The 20,545-nt window shown below is 58.1% G+C and carries 17 protein-coding genes; 9 read left to right on the plus strand and 8 right to left on the minus strand.

What is annotated here, in order from left to right; all coding sequences use genetic code 11:
• Positions 1 to 222 precede the first annotated feature (222 nt).
• A complete protein-coding gene (locus LG294_RS04935; RefSeq protein ID WP_404290074.1) occupies positions 223 to 1,257 on the plus strand; it encodes an MBL fold metallo-hydrolase in 1,035 nt (344 codons plus the stop codon).
• Complete coding sequence (locus tag LG294_RS04940; RefSeq protein WP_404290076.1) at positions 1,254 to 2,741, plus strand: MFS transporter; 1,488 nt, start codon at positions 1,254 to 1,256, stop codon at positions 2,739 to 2,741. Before LG294_RS04935 ends, LG294_RS04940 begins: the two co-directional genes overlap by 4 nt.
• A 568-nt stretch (positions 2,742 to 3,309) precedes the next feature.
• On the opposite strand, the gene LG294_RS04945 is transcribed toward LG294_RS04940, so the two are convergent.
• The gene (locus LG294_RS04945; protein WP_404290078.1) at positions 3,310 to 4,653 is read right to left on the minus strand and encodes an MFS transporter; all 1,344 of its coding nucleotides are present in this window, start codon (positions 4,651 to 4,653) and stop codon (positions 3,310 to 3,312) included.
• Positions 4,654 to 4,765: 112 nt separating this feature from the next.
• On the opposite strand from LG294_RS04945, the gene LG294_RS04950 reads away from it, so the two are divergent.
• The 3 genes from LG294_RS04950 (at position 4,766) to LG294_RS04960 (ending at position 7,987) form a co-directional block, all read left to right on the plus strand.
• Positions 4,766 to 5,245, plus strand: coding sequence for an acyl-CoA thioesterase (locus LG294_RS04950; protein WP_404290080.1), 480 nt, complete (start codon positions 4,766 to 4,768; stop codon positions 5,243 to 5,245).
• Positions 5,246 to 5,472: 227 nt separating this feature from the next.
• A complete protein-coding gene (locus LG294_RS04955; protein WP_404290082.1) occupies positions 5,473 to 6,261 on the plus strand; it encodes a cyclase family protein in 789 nt (262 codons plus the stop codon).
• A gap of 73 nt (positions 6,262 to 6,334) precedes the next feature.
• Positions 6,335 to 7,987, plus strand: coding sequence for a thiamine pyrophosphate-binding protein (locus LG294_RS04960; protein ID WP_404290084.1), 1,653 nt, complete (start codon positions 6,335 to 6,337; stop codon positions 7,985 to 7,987).
• A 423-nt stretch (positions 7,988 to 8,410) separates the two neighbouring features.
• Here the strand turns inward: LG294_RS04960 and LG294_RS04965 are convergent, their stop codons facing one another.
• The 5 genes from LG294_RS04965 to LG294_RS04985 form a co-directional block, all read right to left on the minus strand.
• Entirely contained in the window at positions 8,411 to 10,801 is a 2,391-nt protein-coding gene (locus tag LG294_RS04965) for a bifunctional salicylyl-CoA 5-hydroxylase/oxidoreductase (protein WP_404290086.1), read from the minus strand.
• 67 nt (positions 10,802 to 10,868) lie between these two features.
• The gene (locus LG294_RS04970; RefSeq protein ID WP_404290088.1) at positions 10,869 to 12,500 is read right to left on the minus strand and encodes an AMP-binding protein; all 1,632 of its coding nucleotides are present in this window, start codon (positions 12,498 to 12,500) and stop codon (positions 10,869 to 10,871) included.
• A gap of 34 nt (positions 12,501 to 12,534) precedes the next feature.
• Positions 12,535 to 13,428, minus strand: a complete 894-nt coding sequence (locus LG294_RS04975) for an acyl-CoA thioesterase (RefSeq protein ID WP_404290090.1) — start codon at positions 13,426 to 13,428, stop codon at positions 12,535 to 12,537.
• Complete coding sequence (locus tag LG294_RS04980) at positions 13,425 to 13,907, minus strand: cupin domain-containing protein (RefSeq protein ID WP_404290092.1); 483 nt, start codon at positions 13,905 to 13,907, stop codon at positions 13,425 to 13,427. The genes LG294_RS04975 and LG294_RS04980 overlap by 4 nt, the downstream gene beginning before the upstream one ends.
• A gap of 41 nt (positions 13,908 to 13,948) precedes the next feature.
• Positions 13,949 to 14,809, minus strand: a complete 861-nt coding sequence (locus LG294_RS04985) for a fumarylacetoacetate hydrolase family protein (RefSeq protein ID WP_404290094.1) — start codon at positions 14,807 to 14,809, stop codon at positions 13,949 to 13,951.
• Positions 14,810 to 14,951: 142 nt separating this feature from the next.
• Here LG294_RS04985 and LG294_RS04990 point away from each other — a divergent pair, with 142 nt between their 5' ends.
• Positions 14,952 to 15,371 carry a RidA family protein gene (locus LG294_RS04990; RefSeq protein ID WP_096288167.1) on the plus strand — a complete coding sequence of 140 codons (420 nt, stop codon included), beginning with the start codon at positions 14,952 to 14,954 and terminating at the stop codon, positions 15,369 to 15,371.
• A gap of 92 nt (positions 15,372 to 15,463) precedes the next feature.
• Here the strand turns inward: LG294_RS04990 and LG294_RS04995 are convergent, their stop codons facing one another.
• Complete coding sequence (locus tag LG294_RS04995) at positions 15,464 to 16,336, minus strand: PaaX family transcriptional regulator C-terminal domain-containing protein (RefSeq protein ID WP_404290096.1); 873 nt, start codon at positions 16,334 to 16,336, stop codon at positions 15,464 to 15,466.
• Positions 16,337 to 16,641: 305 nt separating this feature from the next.
• The gene (locus LG294_RS05000; RefSeq protein WP_404290098.1) at positions 16,642 to 17,223 is read right to left on the minus strand and encodes a purine-nucleoside phosphorylase; all 582 of its coding nucleotides are present in this window, start codon (positions 17,221 to 17,223) and stop codon (positions 16,642 to 16,644) included.
• A gap of 141 nt (positions 17,224 to 17,364) precedes the next feature.
• Between LG294_RS05000 and LG294_RS05005 the strand changes: the two genes are divergently transcribed.
• The 3 genes from LG294_RS05005 (at position 17,365) to LG294_RS05015 (ending at position 20,077) form a co-directional block, all read left to right on the plus strand.
• Complete coding sequence (locus LG294_RS05005) at positions 17,365 to 17,856, plus strand: S-ribosylhomocysteine lyase (RefSeq protein WP_404290100.1); 492 nt, start codon at positions 17,365 to 17,367, stop codon at positions 17,854 to 17,856.
• Between the two features lie 695 nt (positions 17,857 to 18,551).
• Positions 18,552 to 19,922: a M16 family metallopeptidase gene (locus tag LG294_RS05010; protein WP_404290102.1), complete on the plus strand. Its 1,371-nt coding sequence runs from the start codon at positions 18,552 to 18,554 to the stop codon at positions 19,920 to 19,922.
• A 44-nt stretch (positions 19,923 to 19,966) separates the two neighbouring features.
• Complete coding sequence (locus LG294_RS05015; RefSeq protein ID WP_404291647.1) at positions 19,967 to 20,077, plus strand: SWIM zinc finger family protein; 111 nt, start codon at positions 19,967 to 19,969, stop codon at positions 20,075 to 20,077.
• The last annotated feature ends 468 nt before the right edge of the window (positions 20,078 to 20,545 follow it).

Here is a 20,545-nt window from a genome sequence, read left to right on the forward strand (position 1 = left end):
CTCCTTTGTGAGGTTGCGAACTTATGATCTCAGAATGGCATAGATCACATTGAATATGCAATAGGTCTTGCGGTCGCAAAATACGGTGTATATGATTTCTATCACGTCGGCGTCGTTGCCGGACGCTTGACTACCCTCGCAATCCACGCATCGCGGTCGATGGGACCCTTTGCTGCTCACCACGAGTAAGGCATCAATGTGAACACCAATCAGACAACAGGAATGAGCGTCTATACGCTCGGTACCGGAGGCGGCCCTATCGTCTCCAGCTCCCGTGCTGGAACCAGCACGGCGATTCGTGTCGATGGGGCTACCTATGTCATCGACTGTGGAATGGGAAGCATCCGCAATTACCGTTCGCACGCCGACTGGGGCGAGTTGCGCGCGGTGCTGCTGACCCACCACCACTCCGATCACATCTACGACCTCGGCGCCTACATGGTCACCGGGTGGCAGGTACCGGGAGAGTCTTTCACCCGGCCCATCCAGGTCTTCGGGCCAGGCCGGCCCAACCGCGTCCCCGCTCTGGACCAGAAGCACGAGCAAGATGTCGCCGCACGAGTGGGCAATAGAGAGATGAGCAGCACGGAAGAAATCGTGGACGCTTTGCTGGATAAGGTTTTTGCCTCGGATGTGCTCATCCGCATGGCAGACGAAGGCCGTGACGAGCCACATAAATGGATCCAAGCGCACAACATCCAGATCCCTGAATCCGCCGGAGCCTGCGCTGTGGAAAATAGGCACCCGCAAATGGAGCCATTCGAGATCTACCGCGACGACCTGGTCACCATCTCGACCATTCTCGTTGACCATCGATTGTGCTTCCCGGCCTTCGCCTACCGGATCGACTCGCGCTACGGTTCAGTCGTGGTTTCGGGGGATACAGCCTACTCCGAGAACTGCATCAAGCTGGCCCAAAGCGCGGATCTGTTGCTCCACGAAGTCATCGACCTTCCGGGGATCCTTCAGACATTCCCTGACGGGCCGACCCGGGATGGCATCGAAGTGCACCTGCGCGAATCGCACACTCCGTACAGCGAAGTGGGCAAGGTCGCGCAGCAGGCCAACGTTTCATCGTTGGTGCTCCACCATATCGTTCCCAACACTCCCGGCACCGCCGACTTGGAGATCATGCTGAACACCGCGCGTAGGGATTTTTCCGGGACCGTTTCCATCGCAGAAGACAATGATGTCTTTGATATTGGCGGAGTAGAGTTGCAACTTGCCGCCACTGAATCCAAAGGGAGCTTGGCATGAGCCATGCACAGAATCTCGCAGACCACACCCTGAGCGCCGCCATCAGGAACGGCAAGATGAACCGTCGGGCTTGGATCGTCACGAGCATGCTCGTTATTTTCCAGATCGTCAATTTTGCCGACAAAGCAGTATTGGGCCTTGTGGCTGATCCCGCCATGCGCGAGCTGGGCTTGACCGCCGGGCAGTTCGGCTTCATCGGCAGCGCATTCTTCTTCCTCTTCGCCATCGTCGGCGTCGCGGTCGGTTTTCTAGCGGGAAAGGTGTCCACCCGCTGGATCCTGCTCACCATGGGCGTGGCATGGGCCGTCCTGCAGTTCCCGATGCTCTTTGGTGGCGGTGCAGCGGTCTTGCTGGTGACCCGGATCCTCTTAGGTGGTGCTGAAGGCCCGGCCACACCTATTTCTTTGCAGCATGTTCATGGATGGTTCAAACCCAAGGAACGCGGACTGCCCAGCAGTATCGTAGCCGCTGGGTCGACCTTGGGGCCGATTCTCGCAGCTCCTGCCCTGGCCTGGATCATCGCAAACCCAGCTTTGGGATGGCGTTGGGCCTTCGGCTTCTTGGGTCTCTTCGGGCTGCTCTGGAGCGTGGCATGGCTCATTGTGGGTCGCGATGGTCCGTACAGCCATTCGAAAGCGGGCAAAGCTTTAGCCCAAGAGGAGTTTGAGGCAGCGCAGCGGACCACGCCGCATTCAGCGACGAAGCACGAAACTCAGTCGGAACCGGTGGAGGAATTCGTGCCCAACGGTACGGGCAGTATCGCCGATTCGGCAGACCTGCTGCAGATCGTCCCGATTCGAAGAGTCTTGGGATCATGGATGTTCGTTGCCGCGGTCTTGGCTGGGGCCGGATGTTTCTGGGCCCAAGGATTCCTCACCACCTGGTCTCCGAAATATCTAGGCTCAGTGGTCGCATTGTCACCGGAAATGATCGGACTAGTTTCGACCTTTCCGTGGGTTGTGGGTGCCATTGCCCTGCTGATTCTGGGCTTCGGCTCGCGCTACCTGATGAAACGCGGAGTTACCGTCCGCTGGGCTCTGGGTGCACTGTTCGGAGCGACTCTCCTGATCTCCGGCGTGTGCTTCTCGATCCTTCCTTTCCTTTCGGGATACGCTGCGGTCGCGATGCTGACCTTGGGCGCGGGCACCGCGATGATCTACCCGCTTGCACCAACGGCCATCGCCTTCAGTGTCTGCTCCAAGCAACGTGCTGCAATCATGGCCACGCTGACCGGGCTGGCCTCGATCGGCGGTGTCATCGCTCCGGCCATGGTCGGTGGACTCATGGATCGCGCGGGCTATATCCCGGGTGCCAAGGGGGTCGCCGATACGGCGGAAATGTCCGCACTGCTCGCCCAGGGCATGAACTCCTCATTCGGGATGATCGGCATCTACCTGGTCATCGTCGGCATCTTCTGCGTCCTGATGCTCAACCCGGACCGCACGGCGCGCAAGCTGCAGACAAAGTTCACGTTCACCGGCTGATCGTCAGCAACGAATCCTCAGAGCCTTCGTTACGTCTGTGCCCGCTGACTTTGCTTAGTCAGCGGGCGCGGGTATTGGAGCTTTGGCCTTTTATGCGGGACCCGTCGGCGCATGCGCCAGGCAGATAGCGCTCGCCGACCCCGACCAACGGTAATCGGGTAGCGCGATGACCACGCAGCCCATTCGGTAACGGCCATGTGAATGGATTGGCGATGTGACAAGGTTGCATGCGCGGATCGGACGCAGCAAGTAAACCTGGGAAGTGCCAACCCAAATACCTTGGGATTGGGTTCAGCATCATGGTGTTGGAAGTGAGGCACCAATGGATGCCGCTTCCTGACCAGAGATCCGGGCAAGTCTTCGAAGCGCGGTAGCAATGGCAGCTCCCGGATGGGGTCCTGGGACGCCGGCGTAACGGTAGGCTCAATTGCGTGTCAGTGTCACCCGGCAAGCTTGAGTATCCGGCGCTTCACTGGTTTCATGTGCATATGCAAACACGGCCTCGGTCCACGCTTGAAGGCGAGTTCCGAGACCGTGCTGGTTTGCTACTCAGTGTATTTCCGAAGAATCAGTCGGCTGCGAGCTCCCGCTCGATAACCAGCTGCGGGGGCTGGTTTTCCTTGATCCTCGGCGGTATCAAGGCTACTGCGATGGCCGCTATGGCTCCAACGATGGCGAAGAAAACAAAGTTGAATTCAAAGCTGATCCCCGTCGCTGCGATCCAACCACCGATGATCGGACCGGAGATGGCGCCCACGCGTGCGAAGGACAGCGCCCATCCGGTCGCGGTGCCACGCTGAGCCGCGGGGTAGTAATCGGCGATGTAGCCGGTGAGCACCAGCGAGGTAGAGATCGAGCCGATGCCTGCGAAGGCCACGAAGCACAAGTTGATGAACATGGTGTTCGGGAACATCAGCAGCAGGATACCGCCGGCGCCGAGCAGGAAGAAGATCACCAAGACTGGCTTCTGGCCGAACCTGTCGGCAAGGTAACCCAGCGCCAGTCCGCCTGCGGCTGAGGCCAAGGAGAACACGAGCAAAAAGGTCAGCGATGAACCCAGATCGTAACCGGCGCTACGCATAATCTGCGGCAACCACGTGTTCAATCCGTAGACCAGGACCATGCCGCAGAACAGTGATATCCAAAAGAATATGGTGGAACGAAGATACTTGCCGGAGAACATGGAGCCCATGACTTCACGCCAAGGGATCTTACCTGCCAGTACCGGCGGTGCCACCGGCCTGTAGTCGGCAACATTGAGGCGTGCGGCCAGGGCTTTCGCTTCGCTGATTTTGCCTTTGGCAACGAGGTACTCAAGGGATTCCGGGAGAATCCATGCCACAAGCGGCAGCAACACGACTGGCAGCACGCCGACGGCGATTACCCAACGCCATCCGAGGATGGGGAGCAGTGCCATGGCAACCAACGCTGCCGCGACAATACCCAATGAATATCCGGAATACATGATTCCGTAATTCAGCGAACGCTTCTTCGGCGGTGAGTATTCGATGGTCAATGCCGCGGCCACGGGAATGATGCCGCCCATTCCCAATCCGCCAATCAGTCTGAACAGCCCGAAGATTTCAGGAGTCGGTGCCAAGGCGGCTCCGGCCTGCGTGATGGTGAAGACGACCATGGATAGCAGCAACATGCGCTTGCGGCCGATGATGTCGCTGAGAGTGCCGATGAATAGTGCACCGAACAGCATGCCCACGAGGGCGTATGCGCCGAGGCCACCTAGCTCCATCGGGCTGAGCGACCATTCCTTGTACTCGGCCAACGCAGGAAGTACCGCGCCGAGCACCCCGACATCGTAGCCTTCCGCCAGAATGGCGAGCCAACAGGCGAACAGCACCATGCCGGTGGTGCGTTTGGGGATTTTCCAATCCGATACCTCGGAAGAAGAGGTCATCTTCAAGCTCCTAGTTGTTGATGGGGAGTGCGTTCTCGGGTCCAACTTATGAATCATCTCGTTAAAGTGACGTGCGTTACAATACCTATATAAATATTATCTAGGAGGAGCGATGAGTAATCGCGAGAAAACAAGTGTCGCGGAGGCATCGCTGGCGACGCTGGCCGAGGTGTTCCTCTCGTCGGGAGTGAATGGCGAGGCGCTACAGAGGACTATTGAATGGGTGGATACGGACGCGGCCGGGCACCAGCACAACTCTGCCATCATGCGCTTCGTCGAGGCGACCGAGGCGAAGCTCTTTCGCGATGCTGGTGCCGATTCCTATTTCGCGATGGCACCCCGAGTGCGCCAAGAAATTGATTTTAGCGCCAAGCTCTTCTTCGGCCAGAAGGTGACTACCGCCGTCCGGGTGGAGCGTATCGGAACGAGCTCGATGACCTTCGGGTTCAAGGTCTGGGGCCACCCGCACCAAGGGCGCGGGCTAGTACTTGCGGCCGAAGGGAAATTCGTGACCGTCTGCGTTCCTCAGGGTGGGGAGGTGTCGGCACCTTGGCCAATGGAAATCCTTGCTGCGCTGGGTGTTGGAACCTAAATGCCGTCGACCCGCCTCTGCGGGCCGTGGCTTACGGCTGTGGCGCCTTCATGAAGGGGCCGCTATTGTCCGTGCGCTGATGCCTCCATGCGGCTTGACCCATTTCGTGAAATTGTTTGCCTTCCGCGCCCCGGCTGGTAGATTGAATCGAAATGTAAAGTTCGTGACGATCGTCACTTTAACTCTAGGTTAATTACTCGGTGACCGGCGCATGCAGGAGAGATTATATGACCAACACTAACGAAGGCACCTTGAGCTCCACCTTGACGGCGCTGGCTACGGGAGCAGTCCAAGTCCACGATCTGACCGCGCCGCTCTCGGCAGAGACCCCTACCTTGGTGCTGCCAGAACCGTTCGCTAACTTGAACGACTTCAGCCTCGAAGAGGTAGCAGCCTATAACGCGCCAGGACCGTTCTGGAAACACCACAACATCCAAACCGGTGAGCATATCGGAACGCACATTGACGCGCCCATCCATTGGATCAGTGGCAAAGACGGCAAAGACGTCTCCCAGCTGGACCCGCAGCGCCTGATCGGACCAGCAGTAGTGCTGGACTTCAGCGCAGAGTCAGCCGCCAACCCGGATTTCCTCATCGATGTGGAGCACCTCCGGGCCTGGCAGGAAGAACACGGGGACTTTCCGCAGAACTCCTGGTTGCTCTTCCGGACAGGTTGGGACCAGTACGACCATGACAAGCAGGCATTCCTGAACCTGGATGACTCCGGTTCGCACACCCCGGGCTTCAGCACCGAATGCGCCAAGTACATTGCCGACGAACTGGATATCTCAGGAATCGGCGTGGAGACAGTGGGAATCGATGCGGGCAATGCCGGGGTGCTGGAACCTCCGTTTCCCATGCATTATTACCTGCTCGGAGCAGACAAGTACGGGATCACCTCGCTGAAGAACCTGGACAAGTTGCCAGCCTTCGGTGCGATGATCGTGGTAGCACCGTTGCCGATTGTCGGCGGCACCGGTGCTCCCACACGGGTGCTTGCCCTGGTTGAGAACTGACTTCATGACTCGACTGCCCAGTCGGGCAATGGGTGCTCGCATTATTGATTTTCGCCTGTAGGGAGGAAAGTGAATGAACGTCGCAGAATTAGTCGGCAAGACCCTGGCCGGGCTCGGGGTGGGACACGCATTCGGTGTGGTCGGCAGCGGAAACTTTACGGTGACCAATGCCCTCATGGCCCATGGCGTGGCTTATACCGCCACCCGGCATGAGGGCGGCGCCGCCACGATGGCGGATGCGTATTCGCGGACCAGTGGCAAGGTCTCGGTGCTCTCAGTGCACCAGGGCTGCGGGCTGACCAATGCCGCAACCGGGATCGGCGAAGCGGCGAAGTCCCGTACCCCGTTGATCGTCTTGGCTGCGGAAGCCGCCCCGAGCGCGGTCTACTCGAACTTCGCGATGGACCAGGATTCGTTTGTAACCTCGGTGTACGCGGTCTCCGAGCGGGTGCACAGCGCCGAAAGCGCTGTAGCCGATACGGTGAGAGCCTACCGGACGGCGGTCAATGACCGCCGCACGGTGGTGCTCAACCTGCCGTTGAATATCCAGGCCCTGCCTGCCGTGGAGTCTGTCGAAATCCCGGTTGTGGTACCAGCAGAACCGATCAGACCCTCGCAGGCTTCGGTCGAGGCCATGGCTGTGCTGCTGCAAAGCTCAAAGCGCCCGGTGTTCGTGGCCGGCCGCGGCGGAAAGTCCGCTCGCGATGAGATCCTGGCCCTCGCGCGGCATAGCGGTGCACTGGTCGCCACCTCGGCCGTAGCCAAGGGGCTATTCAACGAGGACGAATTCAACCTCGGAATCTCCGGAGGATTCTCCTCGCCGCTGGCCGCCGAGCTGATCAGCCATGCGGACCTGATCGTCGGATTCGGTTGCGCACTGAATATGTGGACCATGCGCCATGGCCACCTGATCGGCAACGGCACCAAGGTCATCCAGGTGGATCTGGAGGAACCGGCTTTGGGAGCCAACCGACCCGTGGATCTGGGCGTGGTGGGAGATTCGGCCCAATGCGCCAGCGATGTGCTTTCGCTTCTTCGCTCGCAGAAGATCAATCAACGCGATGGCTACCGCACCGCGGAAGTCCATGAACGGATCACCCAGAGAATCCACTGGCAACAGGTCAACTACCAGGACCTCTCCACAGATAATTCCATAGATCCCCGAACGTTGACTAAGCGTTTGGATCAGCTGCTGCCGGCCGAGCGGATCCTCAGCGTGGACTCCGGGAACTTCATGGGATACCCGAGCCAGTTCCTCTCCGTCCCGGACGAGCACGGCTTCTGCTTTACGCAGGCGTTTCAGGCCATCGGCCTGGGGCTGTACACGGCAATCGGCGCCGGCTTGGCCCAGCCTGATCGCTTGCCTGTGCTGGGCACCGGCGACGGGGGATTCCACATGGCCATCGCCGAGTTGGACACCGCGGTCCGCCTGAAGATGCCCCTGGTGTGCATTGTCTACAACGACGCCGCGTATGGCGCGGAAGTGCACCACTTCGGCGAGAGCGATCCGGCCGCCGACATGGCGTCGGTGGTCTTCCCCGAGACCGACTTCGCTGCCATTGGCCGCGGTTTCGGCGCCGAAGGAATCACGGTGCGTTCGTTGGAAGACCTCGAAGCGGTTAAGCAGTGGCTTGAATCGGACCCGGCCGGGCCGTTGGTCATTGATGCGAAGATCCCGTCGGACGGCGGAGCCTGGTGGCTGGCTGAGGCATTTAAGGGCCACTAAGCCAACGGCTGCGACATCTATGCCAAGTACTCCGGAAGATCATATTTCCGGAGTACTTGGCTTTAACAGTGAGTATAGAAGCTAGCGCGTTGATGTTGCCGGTGCGCATCTGGCCGCACCTCCTCTTGCCACCCGTAGTCATTCCGAAGCAGTGGCCCAGGCTTGCGGAATTGAGGTCCGCATACCGGGTTCTCAGTTCGCGAGCCAGTGCAAGATAGCGTGTCTTGTCGCGGACCACGGAGTCCTCTATTTGGGATCCGCGACAGGGCGGGGCCGCCGACCATCCACCAGACTTTCCGTCGGGCATTAGATCCGGTTGCTCCCTCGAAAAACTGAGTTCAGGCGCGACAATGCCCGGTTCGCTGCTGCTCACGGAGCAAGCGAACCGGGCATCGGTGCCATCAGCTGAGCCAACCCGACCGGTTACCGGCTGGTTGCCAGCGCCTGGGCATCCTTCGCCGGGGTCCAACGCACGTGCGTCGGGTCAACTTCTTGGGTCTCCGACAACAGCCAGAGCCGCGGGCGTACCGCATCGGTGCGGGCTGCTGGTGGCTTGCGTCGTCCAGCTTTCAGCGGCAAAGGCCAAGTCGCGCCCGCGCCCACATAATCCTGCTCGGCTGCTGCCTGCAACGTCCACTGCGGGTTGTACAAGTGGGTACGACCCAGTGCTACCAGATCCGCACGGCCCGCCAGCAGGATCGAGTTCACATCGTCGTAGGAGGACACCGCTCCCACCGCGATCACCGAGACCCCTGCCTCGGCGGCGACCTGGTTGCGGATCCTGTCCGCAAAAGGAGTCTGGTAGCTTCGCCCGAAGGCTGGCTTTTCATCTTTGACGATCTGCCCGGAGGAGACGTCAATGAATTGCGCGCCATGGTTGATGAAGGCTGCGGCGATGCCAACCGCGTCCTCTTCGGTGTTTCCGCCTTCGGACCAATCAGTGGCCGAGATGCGCACACCGATAGTCTTCTCCTCTGGCCAGACCTGGCGCACCGCGTCCAAGACTTCCAATGGGTAGCGCAGTCGGTTTTCCAGCGAGCCACCATATTCATCGGTGCGCTTATTGGACAACGGTGAAAGGAAGGAGGAGAGCAGGTAGCCGTGGGCCATGTGTACTTCCAGCACGTCGAAGCCTGCGGCGTCGGCGCGGCGGGCTGCGGCGACGAACTGCTCACGCACCTCGTCCATCTGCGAGCGGTTCATCACCACTGGCACATGGCAGCCTTCCCCGTAGGGCAGTGCGCTCGGAGCCAGTACCTCCCAGTTGCCTTCCTCCAGTGGCTGGTCGATGCCATCCCACATCAGTTTCGTCGAACCCTTGCGGCCCGAGTGCCCGATCTGTGCGCCGATCTTGGCATTTGAATTTCCGTGCACATAATCGGTCACCCGCTTCCACGCGCTGGCCTGTTCATCGGTGTAGAGCCCGGTGCATCCAGGGGTAATGCGCCCGATATCCGAGACACATACCATTTCGGTCATTACGAGCCCGGCACCGCCCATGGCCTTGGAACCCAGATGGACCAGATGGAATTCACCGGGTACCCCGTCGGTGGCCGAGTACATGTCCATGGAGGAGACCACCACGCGGTTCACCAGATCGGTGTTGCCCAGCTTATGTGGCTGGAACATTGCAGGAGCGACGGAGGGCGAATTATTCAACCTGGCAAAGTTCTCATCAACGGTTTGCGCAAACCCGGGATCTCGCAACTTCAGGTTGTCGTAGGTGATCCGCCGGGAACGGGTGAGCAGGTTGAAGCAGAACTGCACAGGGTCCTGATCCTTGTACTGGCCAATGTTTTCGAACCACTCCAGTGAGGCCTGGGCAGCACGCTGGGTGGATTGAACCACCGGACGTCGTTCGGTTTCGTAGGCAGCCAACGCGTTATCCACGTCAGCGTGCTCATGCAAACAGGCTGCCAGTGCCAGGGCGTCTTCCATGGCGAGCTTGGTACCCGAGCCGATGGAGAAGTGGGCGGTGTGCGCGGAGTCTCCCAGAAGTACGATGTTTCCATGACGCCAGTTTTCGTTGCGCACCGTGGTGAAGTTGATCCACTTCGAGTTGTTGGTGAGCACCTGGTAGCCGGCCAATTCCTCGGCGAAGATCTCGGACACCTTGGCCACGGACTTTGCGTCGCTGACACCCGGGGCGAAGACTTCATTTTCGGTCTCATCAAAACCGGCTGCTCGCCACACGTCCTCGTGCATCTCCACGATGAAGGTTGACCCCTCATCGGAGTACGGGTAGCCATGAATTTGCATGGTTCCGGCGTCGGTTTCCTTGACGAAGAACTTGAAGGCCTCGAACACCTGATCAGTGCCCAACCACATGTACTTCGAAGTACGCGGATCAAGCGAAGGCTTGAAGGACTCGGCGTATTTGGTGCGCACGGCGGAGTTCAGCCCGTCGGCGGCCAGCACTAGATCATATTCAGCCGAGAGCTGTTCCACATCTGGGGCCATAGTGGAGAAACGTACATCCACACCCAGCTCGATGCAGCGGCGCTGCAGCAGCTCAAGGAGTTCCTTACGGCTCATGGCCGCGAAGCCTTGGCCGCCTACGGTATGCATCTGGCCGCGGAAGTGGATGTCGATATCGCTCCAGCGGGCGAAGCGCCGTGACATGTATTCGGCGACCACCGGATCGGCATTGCCGATGCCTCCCAAGGTTTCGTCGGAGAACACCACGCCGAAACCGAAGGTATCCGAGGCGGCATTACGCTCCCAGACGGTGACCTCGTGGTTGGTATCCAGTTGCTTCATCAAAGCGCCAAAGTACAGGCCGCCTGGGCCTCCGCCGATAATTGCAATTTTCATGGTGTGTCCTTTCATCAACCCCACAGGGGTGCTGGGCCGGTAAGGGCCCGGATAAGTTTGTCAGTGCTTAGGCGACCGGTGAGCTATTGAAGGCTTCACGGAGTTTGAAATGCTGGAGCTTGCCGCTGGGATTGCGCGGCAGTTGAGTCACGAAGCGGATCTCCCGTGGGTACTTGTACGGCGCGATCGTGGCCTTGACGAAGTCTTGCAATTGCTTGACCTTCGCGTCGCTGGCCTCGGCGCCTTCGACGAGAACCACAAAAGCACAGACGATGGATCCGCGATTCGGATCAGGACGAGCCACTACGGCGTTTTCCAGCACGTCCGGGTGCTGGTCCAAAGCCTGTTCGACCTCTGGCCCGCCGATGTTATAACCGGAGGAGATGATCATATTGTCGCTTCGAGCTTGGTAGAAGAAGTAGCCCTCTTCGTCCCTATAGAAGATGTCGCCGGTGATATTCCAACCATTGCAGATGTAGTTGTGCTGCCTCTCGTCATCGAGATAGCGGCACCCGGTCGGCCCAATGACTGCGAGCCGGCCCGGTTCATTTGTTCCGACCTCATTGCCATCTTCATCCAGCACGGTGGCGCGGTAGCCGGGAATCGCTTTGCCCGTGGCTCCGGGCTTGATATCCCGGCCTGCAGCGGATACGAACACATGCAGCAGCTCGGTGGCACCGATGCCATTGACCAGTTCCAAACCGGTGGCGTTCTTGACCTGGTGCCAAGTTTCAGCAGGCAGATGTTCGCCGGCCGATACCGCCACGCGCAGCGATTTGAGCAGGTCTTCCTTGCCGTTTTTGAGTATTGCGCGATAGGCGGTCGGAGCGGTAAACAAAATCGTGGCTCCGACCTGATGCGAATACTCGGCCAACTCCACAGGGGTAGCGCGTTCGGTCAGAAGCGAGCTAGCTCCAAAGCGGAACGGGAAAACTACGAGGCCGCCTAAACCGAAGGTGAATGCCAAAGGGGGAGAACCCGCGAAGACATCATCTTGGGTAGGTTTAAGAAGATAACGGGCAAAAGTGTCCGCATTGGCCAGAATGTCACGGTGGAAATGCATGGTGATCTTAGGGACTCCAGTGGTTCCCGAGGTCGGTCCAAGCAAAGCCACGTCGTCGGCCGCCGTATCCACCGCAGTGAATTCGCCGGACTTAGCAGCACATAGCTGCGCCAGATCGTCCTCGCCCTGACCACCATAGGTCAGCACTGGATACGTGCCGCCGCTGGCCTGTACGGCGTCTTCGGCGAATCGGTGATCGGTCAGCATCACCAAAGGACGCGTCAGCTCAGCCAACTTGGATATCTCAGCGGCGCGCAGGGCAGCCATCGTGGTGACCACGACGCCGCCGGCTTTGAGCACGCCAAGCCATGAGGCGACCAGCCAGGAATTATTCGGACCACGAAGCATCACCCGGTTTCCTGGGCGCAGCGCATAGTCTTCGACCAGCACCTGGGCCACTTGGTTCGCTTGGCGTTGCAATTGACCGTAGGAGAGCTTGGTGCCGTCAGGGGCCAGGAGTGCGGTGCGGTCCGCACCAAATTCTGCAACAGCCTGGTCAATGAGGACCTCTGCGGCATTCAGCCTTTCCGGGTACTGCAATTCGGGCAAGGTGAATTCCATTGTCGGCCACAGATTCTGCGGCGGAAGGTGATCTCGCGTGAAGGTATCCTCATGCGCGGAAGGTGAAAGTTCCATCAGGTAACTCCGTAGGGTGAATCGGTCGGATGTCCTAGGCTGCGTTGGTCCGCGCGGCGCGGATCATGCCCTCTTGGGCAACGGTGGCCAAGAGCTTTCCATCGCGGGTGTAGAAACGCCCGATAGCCAGGCCACGGCTGTTTTGGCTGGATACGGCCTCTTGGGCGTACAGCACCCAATCGTCCATGCGCCCTTCACGGTGGAACCACATGGAATGATCTAGGCTGGCGGTCACCAATCCCGGGTCGCCCCAGCTCAGCCCGAGGCTGCGCATAATCGGTTCCAAGATGGTGTAGTCGCAGACATAGGCCAAAGCGGCCTTCTGCACGAGACCGTCATCCGGAAGAGGCGAAAAAGCGCGGATCCATACGGCTTGGTGAGCGCTCTGTGCGCGCTCGCCGGGAAGATAGATTGCTTCGGGCACGTGGCGCATGTCGAAGCTGCGCCCGCCAGCCCAATAGGTGGCGGCCTCGCTGTCAACGCCCTGCAAGGCTTGGGCTGCACTGGACAATGTTTCCGGGTCGAGGTCCAAGGACTCGCTCGGTGCATCCATTGAGTATTCTGCACCTTCTTCCGGGACGTGGAAGGATCCCAAGGCGGAGAAGACGGGTTTGCCATTCTGGAAGGCGCGGACCTGGCGGGTGGAATATCCACGTCCATCACGCAGGTGTTCGACTTCGTAGCGTACCGGCTGGTGCATATCCACAGGGCGCAGGAAGTATGAGTGCATCGAATGCAGCGAGCGGTCCGTGTCCACCGATTTCATCAGCGACAGCGCACCCTGCGCAACCATGTCGCCACCGTAGGCCTTGGGCCAAGGTACATATTGCGGGACCGCGGTGAAAGCCTGGTCGAAGACCTCGGCTTCGCACTCAGTTAATTCGATGGCGTCAAGGAATACCTGTGCGGAAAGTTCGGTGGTGTTCATGCTCGGCGGTATCCTTCCAGCGAGGTGTCCGAAACATCGGGGAGGTTCACTACGATGTTTTCTGGGGTGCGGGCGGTGAGCCACACGAGTTCTTCGGTGACCGACATATTTGCTTCAACGTGTGGCATGAACGGCGGAACGAAGACCCAGTCGCCAGCTTTCATATCTGAATACTGTTCGTAGTTTTCGCCGAAGTAGATGCGGCCATGCCCGCGCAACACGTAGCCGCCGGTTTCTGCTTCGCCATGATGATGCGGCAGGGAACGGTAGCCCGGAACGTTGGACACCTGGCCGAACCAGATTTTGGTCGCTGGGGTGTGCTGGATGCTGACGCCCGAAACACGGATGCAGTCACCTGACTGTGCGGTGTTGGTGTCTTCAGAGCCGGCACGAGTGACCACGGGAATGACTTGGCCGTTTTCCGAAGCGTAGATCGAGTTGTCGCCTTCGGTGCGGTATGTCGTGGGTGTTTCAGTCATGTTCTTCTCCTTCAGAGTTTGTGTTGTTTGTTTGCAGGTGTTCAGTGGCTCGCAACTGGGGTGTTCACGCGCAGCCGGACGCGGTTTTTGAGGGTTCCGATTCCCGGGATTTCTGTCTGGAGCTCGTCCCCGTCTGCGAGAAAACGCGCGGGTTCCATACCCATGCCAACTCCGCCTGGAGTTCCGGTCAATATGACATCTCCAGGGCGCAAGGTAGTGAACTCGGAGATGTAGCTAATGAGTCGGGCCGCTGAGAAGACAAAGGTCGAAGTGTTGCCGCGCTGGACTTCTTCTCCGTTGACCCTGCAGATGACTTCCAAGCCCGACTCCGGATCGAGCTCATCGGTGGTGACTAGCACTGGGCCGAGCGGCGTCGTGCCGTCGAAGGCCTTGCCTTGGAACCACTGCAGGGTGCGGCGTTGCCAGTCTCGCATCGAAACGTCGTTAGCCACGGTGTAGCCGGCAATGGCGGCAGCAGCTTCTTCTTCGGTGGCATTAGTGATTTTGGTTCCGATCACCACGGCAAGTTCGGCTTCCCAATCCACGTTATTTGAAACGGTGCTGATGATCTCCGAACCGGGATCGGCGAGGGTGTCGGCGAACTTGGCGAACAATGTCGGATATTGGGGCAATTCCCGTCCCATTTCCAAAATGTGGTCCGCGTAGTTCAGTCCGCAGCAGATCACCTTAGTCGGTGCTGGAACCGGGTTGAGTAGTAGTGCCTCGCCGGTTGGGATCAGACTGTCCGAGCGGTGCTCTGCAAGGACCTTAGAAGCGATGGATAGCCAATCTGAGTCTTTTAGAAACTCGCTGAGATTACGGGCTGGAAGCGGGAGATAGCCCTGAGCGACCTGGAGCGCCGCATGTGTTTGCCTGCCAACTTCGACCGTTGCGAGTTTCATGTGTGAGTCCTTGTTTATTCGGTACAGAATCCATGTGTCGACTTTTTTACTGCCGTCACGTAAACTCAATGTAGCACGCATCACAAAGATGACGCTAGAGCCAAATGGGGCAAAATTGATTAGCCCAGTACAGGAGTTGGAAATGACTGAGACCAAGCTTCATCGCAATGAAACGATTAACCCGGCTTCCATGGCTAAGCCCTCTGGCTATGCGCATGGAATGAAGGCCGGAAACACTGTTTACCTTGGCGGGCAGACTGCCCTGGACAAGGACATGAATATTGTTCCCGGCGGCATAGTGGAGCAGTTTAAGCAGGTATTTTCCAACGTGCTGACTACTTTGGTTGAAGCAGGCGGACATCCAGAAGATTTGGTAAGCGTCACGATCTATCTGACCGACGTTGACGACTACATGGCCAATGGCCGCGAAATTGGTCGAGCCTGGCGCGAAATGGCTGGCACCGAATACCCCGCCATGGCTGGCGTCGGTGTCACGCGTCTCTGGCAGAAAGAGGCCCTGATCGAGATTCAGGGTGTCGCCGTGATCCAGGATCGCGACTAATCTTCAGCAAAGCCAAAGAGCCACGGACTTACCCAATGGGCGAGTCCGTGGCTCTTTGGCGTTACGCGGTAATAGCTATTTTGTGAGCTGTATCAGCTGTCCACGCCGATAATACGTTTAGCATGACGACCAGCCATGGGTGCCAAGAGTGTGTGTAAATTGTGGAAGAGATCTTCTGCCTTTAATGCATTCCATCCCTCTGGAAGCAATTCTGCTGGGAGCCCTGGATCGGAGTAAGGGAGTCGTCGCCATTGGGTGAGCAGGATCAAGTGATCTGCGAATGCCCGGGCATCAAGTTCAGGGTTGTCCCCGGCCTGGACAAGCTGTTGCCAGCTTTCCAATCGGCCTCGGTTCTCGTTCAAAAATTCGGAATATAGCTGATCCAAGGAAACTAAGTCCCACCAAGAACTAAGATTCTTCTGAATTTGGGCACCGCCTATATGCTCGGCAAGGAAAAATTCGAAATACTGATCTAGTCCGTGTCGCGTGAAATAGGCCAGCGCTGCGTCTTTGGCATGTTCCGGAGCAATCCACAGTCCAGGAACTACGGAGCCAAAGCCCATCCGCACCAGTGATGAGCGAATCTTGTGCCGTATATTGCGCTGGGTTTCTGGCACCGTGAAGGTCGCCAACAACCAGCGATCCTGAGCTGTGGCGCGACGGGGATGGAAGATCCGTTCGTCACCTTCGGCGAACGTGGTCAAGACTGAGTCAGCAAGCGAATATCCATTGCGGCCTTGCACTTGAACGCTCTCAATGACTCCGCGTTTTTTCAACCGAGATATCGAGGAACGCGTTCCGGCAGATTCAACCCCAACATCCTCCATCAGGGAAATAATCGTTGCCACAGGCAAGGCGCCCCCGTACTGGCGTGCGTATAAACCAAAGAGGGACACAATCAGCTGATGATGGCGAGGCACAGAGAGGTCTCCAACACTGACACGTGCGTTTGCCTGTGCGGTCATGAAACGTTCTCCAATCGATCCTAGTCATTCGATTCTAGTGCGAACCATCAGCGGGATGGCGCAAGCCATAGAAGATTGGTCATTTTGATCGGCCAGGGAAATCAATGGGATATTCGATCAAAATAACATCTAAGAATTCTCGGATTTTGAAATCCGCGCACGATCCTGAACGCGAATGGCGTAGACGTGGTCTAGGTATCTGTTTCCGTGAACCACGTCTGCGCCAGGGGAACGATTTAGCAAAAGCCGATGGCGGACCGGTCAATCACCTGTCGTTCGCCTCTCAATAACGCGCGGGCGCGGTACTATTTGGCTGCGTCGAGTGCCGTGCGCAGATGCGCATCGTAGAATTCGCGAAGCTGAACGCTCTTGGCCACGACAATCGCGTCCCAATCGTCCATGCTGGTGGAGCTGTCCGCATAGTCAGAAGGCACCTTAAAGATCTGCAGCGGCACATCGAAGCGCTGGCACATGCTGGCGTAGGCGTAGCCTTCCATGTCCACCAATGCTGCGTTCAGCCCGGAGATGTGGGCGCGCTGCTCGTCATTGCTGACAAATACGTCACCGGTGGCCATGGTCGCCTGAGTGTCTGGCAACAGGATCTCACCGGTAGGCACTACATCGGCCGAGGCCAATGGGAAGTCGTGCTGGATCAATCGGGTGACCTGATAGATGGTGTCCAAGCTTGGGCGGTCTTCATCGGCGCTGCCGACTACACCGGCGGTGCCCAAAACGATCACTCGCTCAACATTGCCCTCGGCGAGCGCACCGGCAAGAGCGACCGAAGCATTGACCTTGCCTACTCCGGAGACCACATGCGGTACGTCTGCGAAAGCTGACGCTTCGTCACTGTGCGCGAATACTAGCAGGGTCTTCTTATCCGACATTCGGTTCCTCTCAACAACAACTAAAGTCTTTTTGATTCAGGCCGGAAGTAGATCGCACGGCCAGTATGCTCACTAGAGTTTATCGGTTAAGGAAGATGAAGTTTTCGATTTTGCTGGCAGGGGAGCGGATAGACTTAAAGTATGAGTGATATTGAACTTGCTGAAGTCGAAAGTTTTGCCTTGGACCACACCAAGGTCAAGGCTCCCTACGTTCGTAAGATTGGCGTTGAGCGTGGACCTAAGGGTGACGCCATCACGAACTACGACATTCGTTTTGTGCAGCCGAACCACGGTGAGATCCCTACCGCTGGCCTGCACACTATTGAGCACACCATGGCTGGTTTGATCCGGACCCGCTTAGAAGGCCTGATTGATTTCTCGCCTTTTGGTTGCCGCACCGGGTTCCACATGATTGTGTGGGGCGAGCCGACTCCAGCCGAGGTTGCTAAGGCCATTAAGTCTTCCCTTGAAGACCTAGCAGAGCGCGTTACTTGGGATGACGTTCCTGGCACCGAAGCAGTGAGCTGCGGTAACTACCGAGACCACAGCCTGCACTCGGCCAAGGAATGGGCAAAACTGATTTTGGAACAAGGAATCAGCCTCGATGCATTTGACCGCACCAACATCGCGTAGCTGACGGCATCGAGTAGTTCACTTCGGCCACGGCCTGATTCGGTGCGCGCTCGCCTGCGTGTAACTACTGTGTATTCCCTGCTGACTATTGAACTATTCTGCGCTGGGTACTTGAATGGACGGATAGCCGCGATAGCGGAGAATCATTCAACGGAGCGAAGAGGAAAACAATATGGAGTCCACCGATCCCGATTTTCCGAGAGAACCAGGATGGCCGTCACCTGGTCAGCCACCACGGCCGAATGTTCCGGATCATCCAACCTCTCCCATAGATCCACCTGATCCGACCACGCCACCAAGCCGGCCCGATCCCGGTGGCCCCAGCACTCAGCCACCGTTTGATCCGACTACGCCCACGGACAGCTGATCAGCAACATAAGTTGGGTTCATGCTCATTCTGAGGGTTTGTTTCTAACGAGGTCCGGCTCGCCCACTTGGCGAGTCGGATCTTGTTCTTGGCTGTCAGCAAAGGGGCACCGATGCTGGATCCAAGGAAGTCCGGACTCCACTTGCCGGTCTTTCGCATCGAGGTACACAAGCCCAGCATCTTAGGAAAACCTCGGAGGTCAAGCGAGGCAAGCGATTGAGAGGTTGCCCCTAGTTCCAAGTATTCAATGGTGGGGCTGTGGGAGAATAGGGACAGTGTTCCGCCCGGACTTACGATCCGGGACCCAATGATTTAAGGATGTTTCTCTGTGGTCATGATTCCGTTGCCATTGCACTCGGTAGAGGCTCAACAGTTCTCTCCGATTGACCCGGCTGACCCCTCGTTGGTTCACCGTGGTGAGGGTGGCGCGGAAGTCCGCCGGAGTATTCTTCCCGGAGGCGTACGGGTTCTGACCGAGGCGATGCCAGGCCAGCGTTCGACCACCGTTGGGTTCTGGGTACCAGTGGGCTCCCGTGATGAAGAAGCAGGGCACTACGGCTCAACTCATTTCTTGGAGCACTTGCTGTTCAAAGGAACTAAGAAGCGCACCGCACTTGAAATTGCTCAGTCTTTTGACGCGGTAGGTGGGGAATCGAATGCCGCGACGGCCAAGGAATCCACCTGCTACTACGCGCGAGTGCTGGATTCCGATCTGCCGATGGCTATGGATGTCATTGCCGACATGGTGACCTCCGCGGTAATCGATCCGCTAGAGCTAGAGCAGGAGCGCGGGGTGATCATCGAGGAACTTGCCATGGACGCTGACGACGCCACCGAGGTCGCCCACGAGCGCTTCGTCGCCAAGGTGCTAGGCGATCATCCGCTGGCTCGCCCGATCGGCGGGACACCGGCCGAGATCATGGAGATCTCTCGCGAAGCAGTCATGGAACACTATCGGGCCCACTACCGTCCGAGCGAAGTGATCATCACCGCAGCTGGTTCATTGAACCATGATGAATTGTGCTCCATGGTGCTCGCTTCGTTAACCGAGGCTGGCTGGGATCTTGATCCCATGGCAGTGCCGGAACCACGCCGTTCTTCGGAACCAGCAACGATCGTCTCAGTTCCTGGCATCGAAGTGATCAACCGCCCGGTCGAGCAGGCCAGTATCATCATTGGGTGCCCAGGTATTAGCGGGCAAGATGACCGCCGACAGGTCCTTGCGGTCCTCAACGCGGTACTGGGTGGCGGCATGAGCTCGCGACTCTTCCAAGAGATCCGCGAAAAGCGTGGCCTAGCCTATTCCACTTATTCATTCTCAGCCGCATACACCGACGCCGGATACTTCGGCATGTATGCAGGTTGTTCACCGGCTAAAGCCGGAGAGGTCATCGGCTTGCTCGAATCCGAGCTGGATCGCTTAGCCGCCGACGGCATCACCGATTCCGAGCTTACCCAGGCAAAGGGCCAGCTTGCCGGCGGAACGGTGCTGGCATTGGAAGACCCAGGAAGCCGTATGTCACGACTGGGACGGGCAGAGATGGTGACCGGCGAATTCCAAGACATTGATGAGGCGCTGAGCCGCGTAAATGCGGTCACCACGGAAGACGTTCAGGCGCTAGCTCAAGAGCTGGCAGCCAAAGAACGAACCATCACCGTGGTTGGTCCATTTGAATCTGCAGAAGCGCTCGGACGCTAGTAGTTCTCTGAGTATGAGAAAGGGACGCGAGGACGCACCAATTGGTGCCTGGCCTCGCGTCCCTTTCCTCGTGGTGGAGGAAAGCTACCCCTTGTTGTACTTGCCCCGCGTGGCAACGTACGAGGCTGCGGTGCAGGTGTCAGGCGCGTTGTTGATGGCCTTGCAGGCTCGCACCCGGAACCCGTTGACGGTGAGCGAGTAGTACGGAATGACTCGCTTGGAATCGTCTCGATAGTATTTTGTCGTTCCCTTACCGCAGACGTTGGTGGTTAGTCTGGACCACCCGGTATCCGGAGCATCATTGCGGACTCCCTGGTATTGGTAGTAGACGCACTTGCCATCGAGATTGTCATCGGTGAGCGCCAGATTAAAGCCGATGCTTCGATTGTCGTCGCGCCAAACTGTTCCGCTACTTTTCGCCCAAGAATTATCCATGTTGTAGTTTTCGTAGGCCTGTGCGGGAATTGCCAGAGTTGTGACTGTCAACGTAAGCGCCGCTGCCGCGGCAAGTGTTCGTAGAATGCGCCTCATTGCGTACCTCACATGCTCGGTGATGATGATCAGGGGCAACACTATTCCGAGCGCAACCCTAAATCAAGGGTCTGGAGATACTTTTTGGACGA

It is taken from the genome of Glutamicibacter arilaitensis, from assembly GCF_044793945.1.
Classification (GTDB): domain Bacteria; phylum Actinomycetota; class Actinomycetes; order Actinomycetales; family Micrococcaceae; genus Glutamicibacter; species Glutamicibacter arilaitensis_B.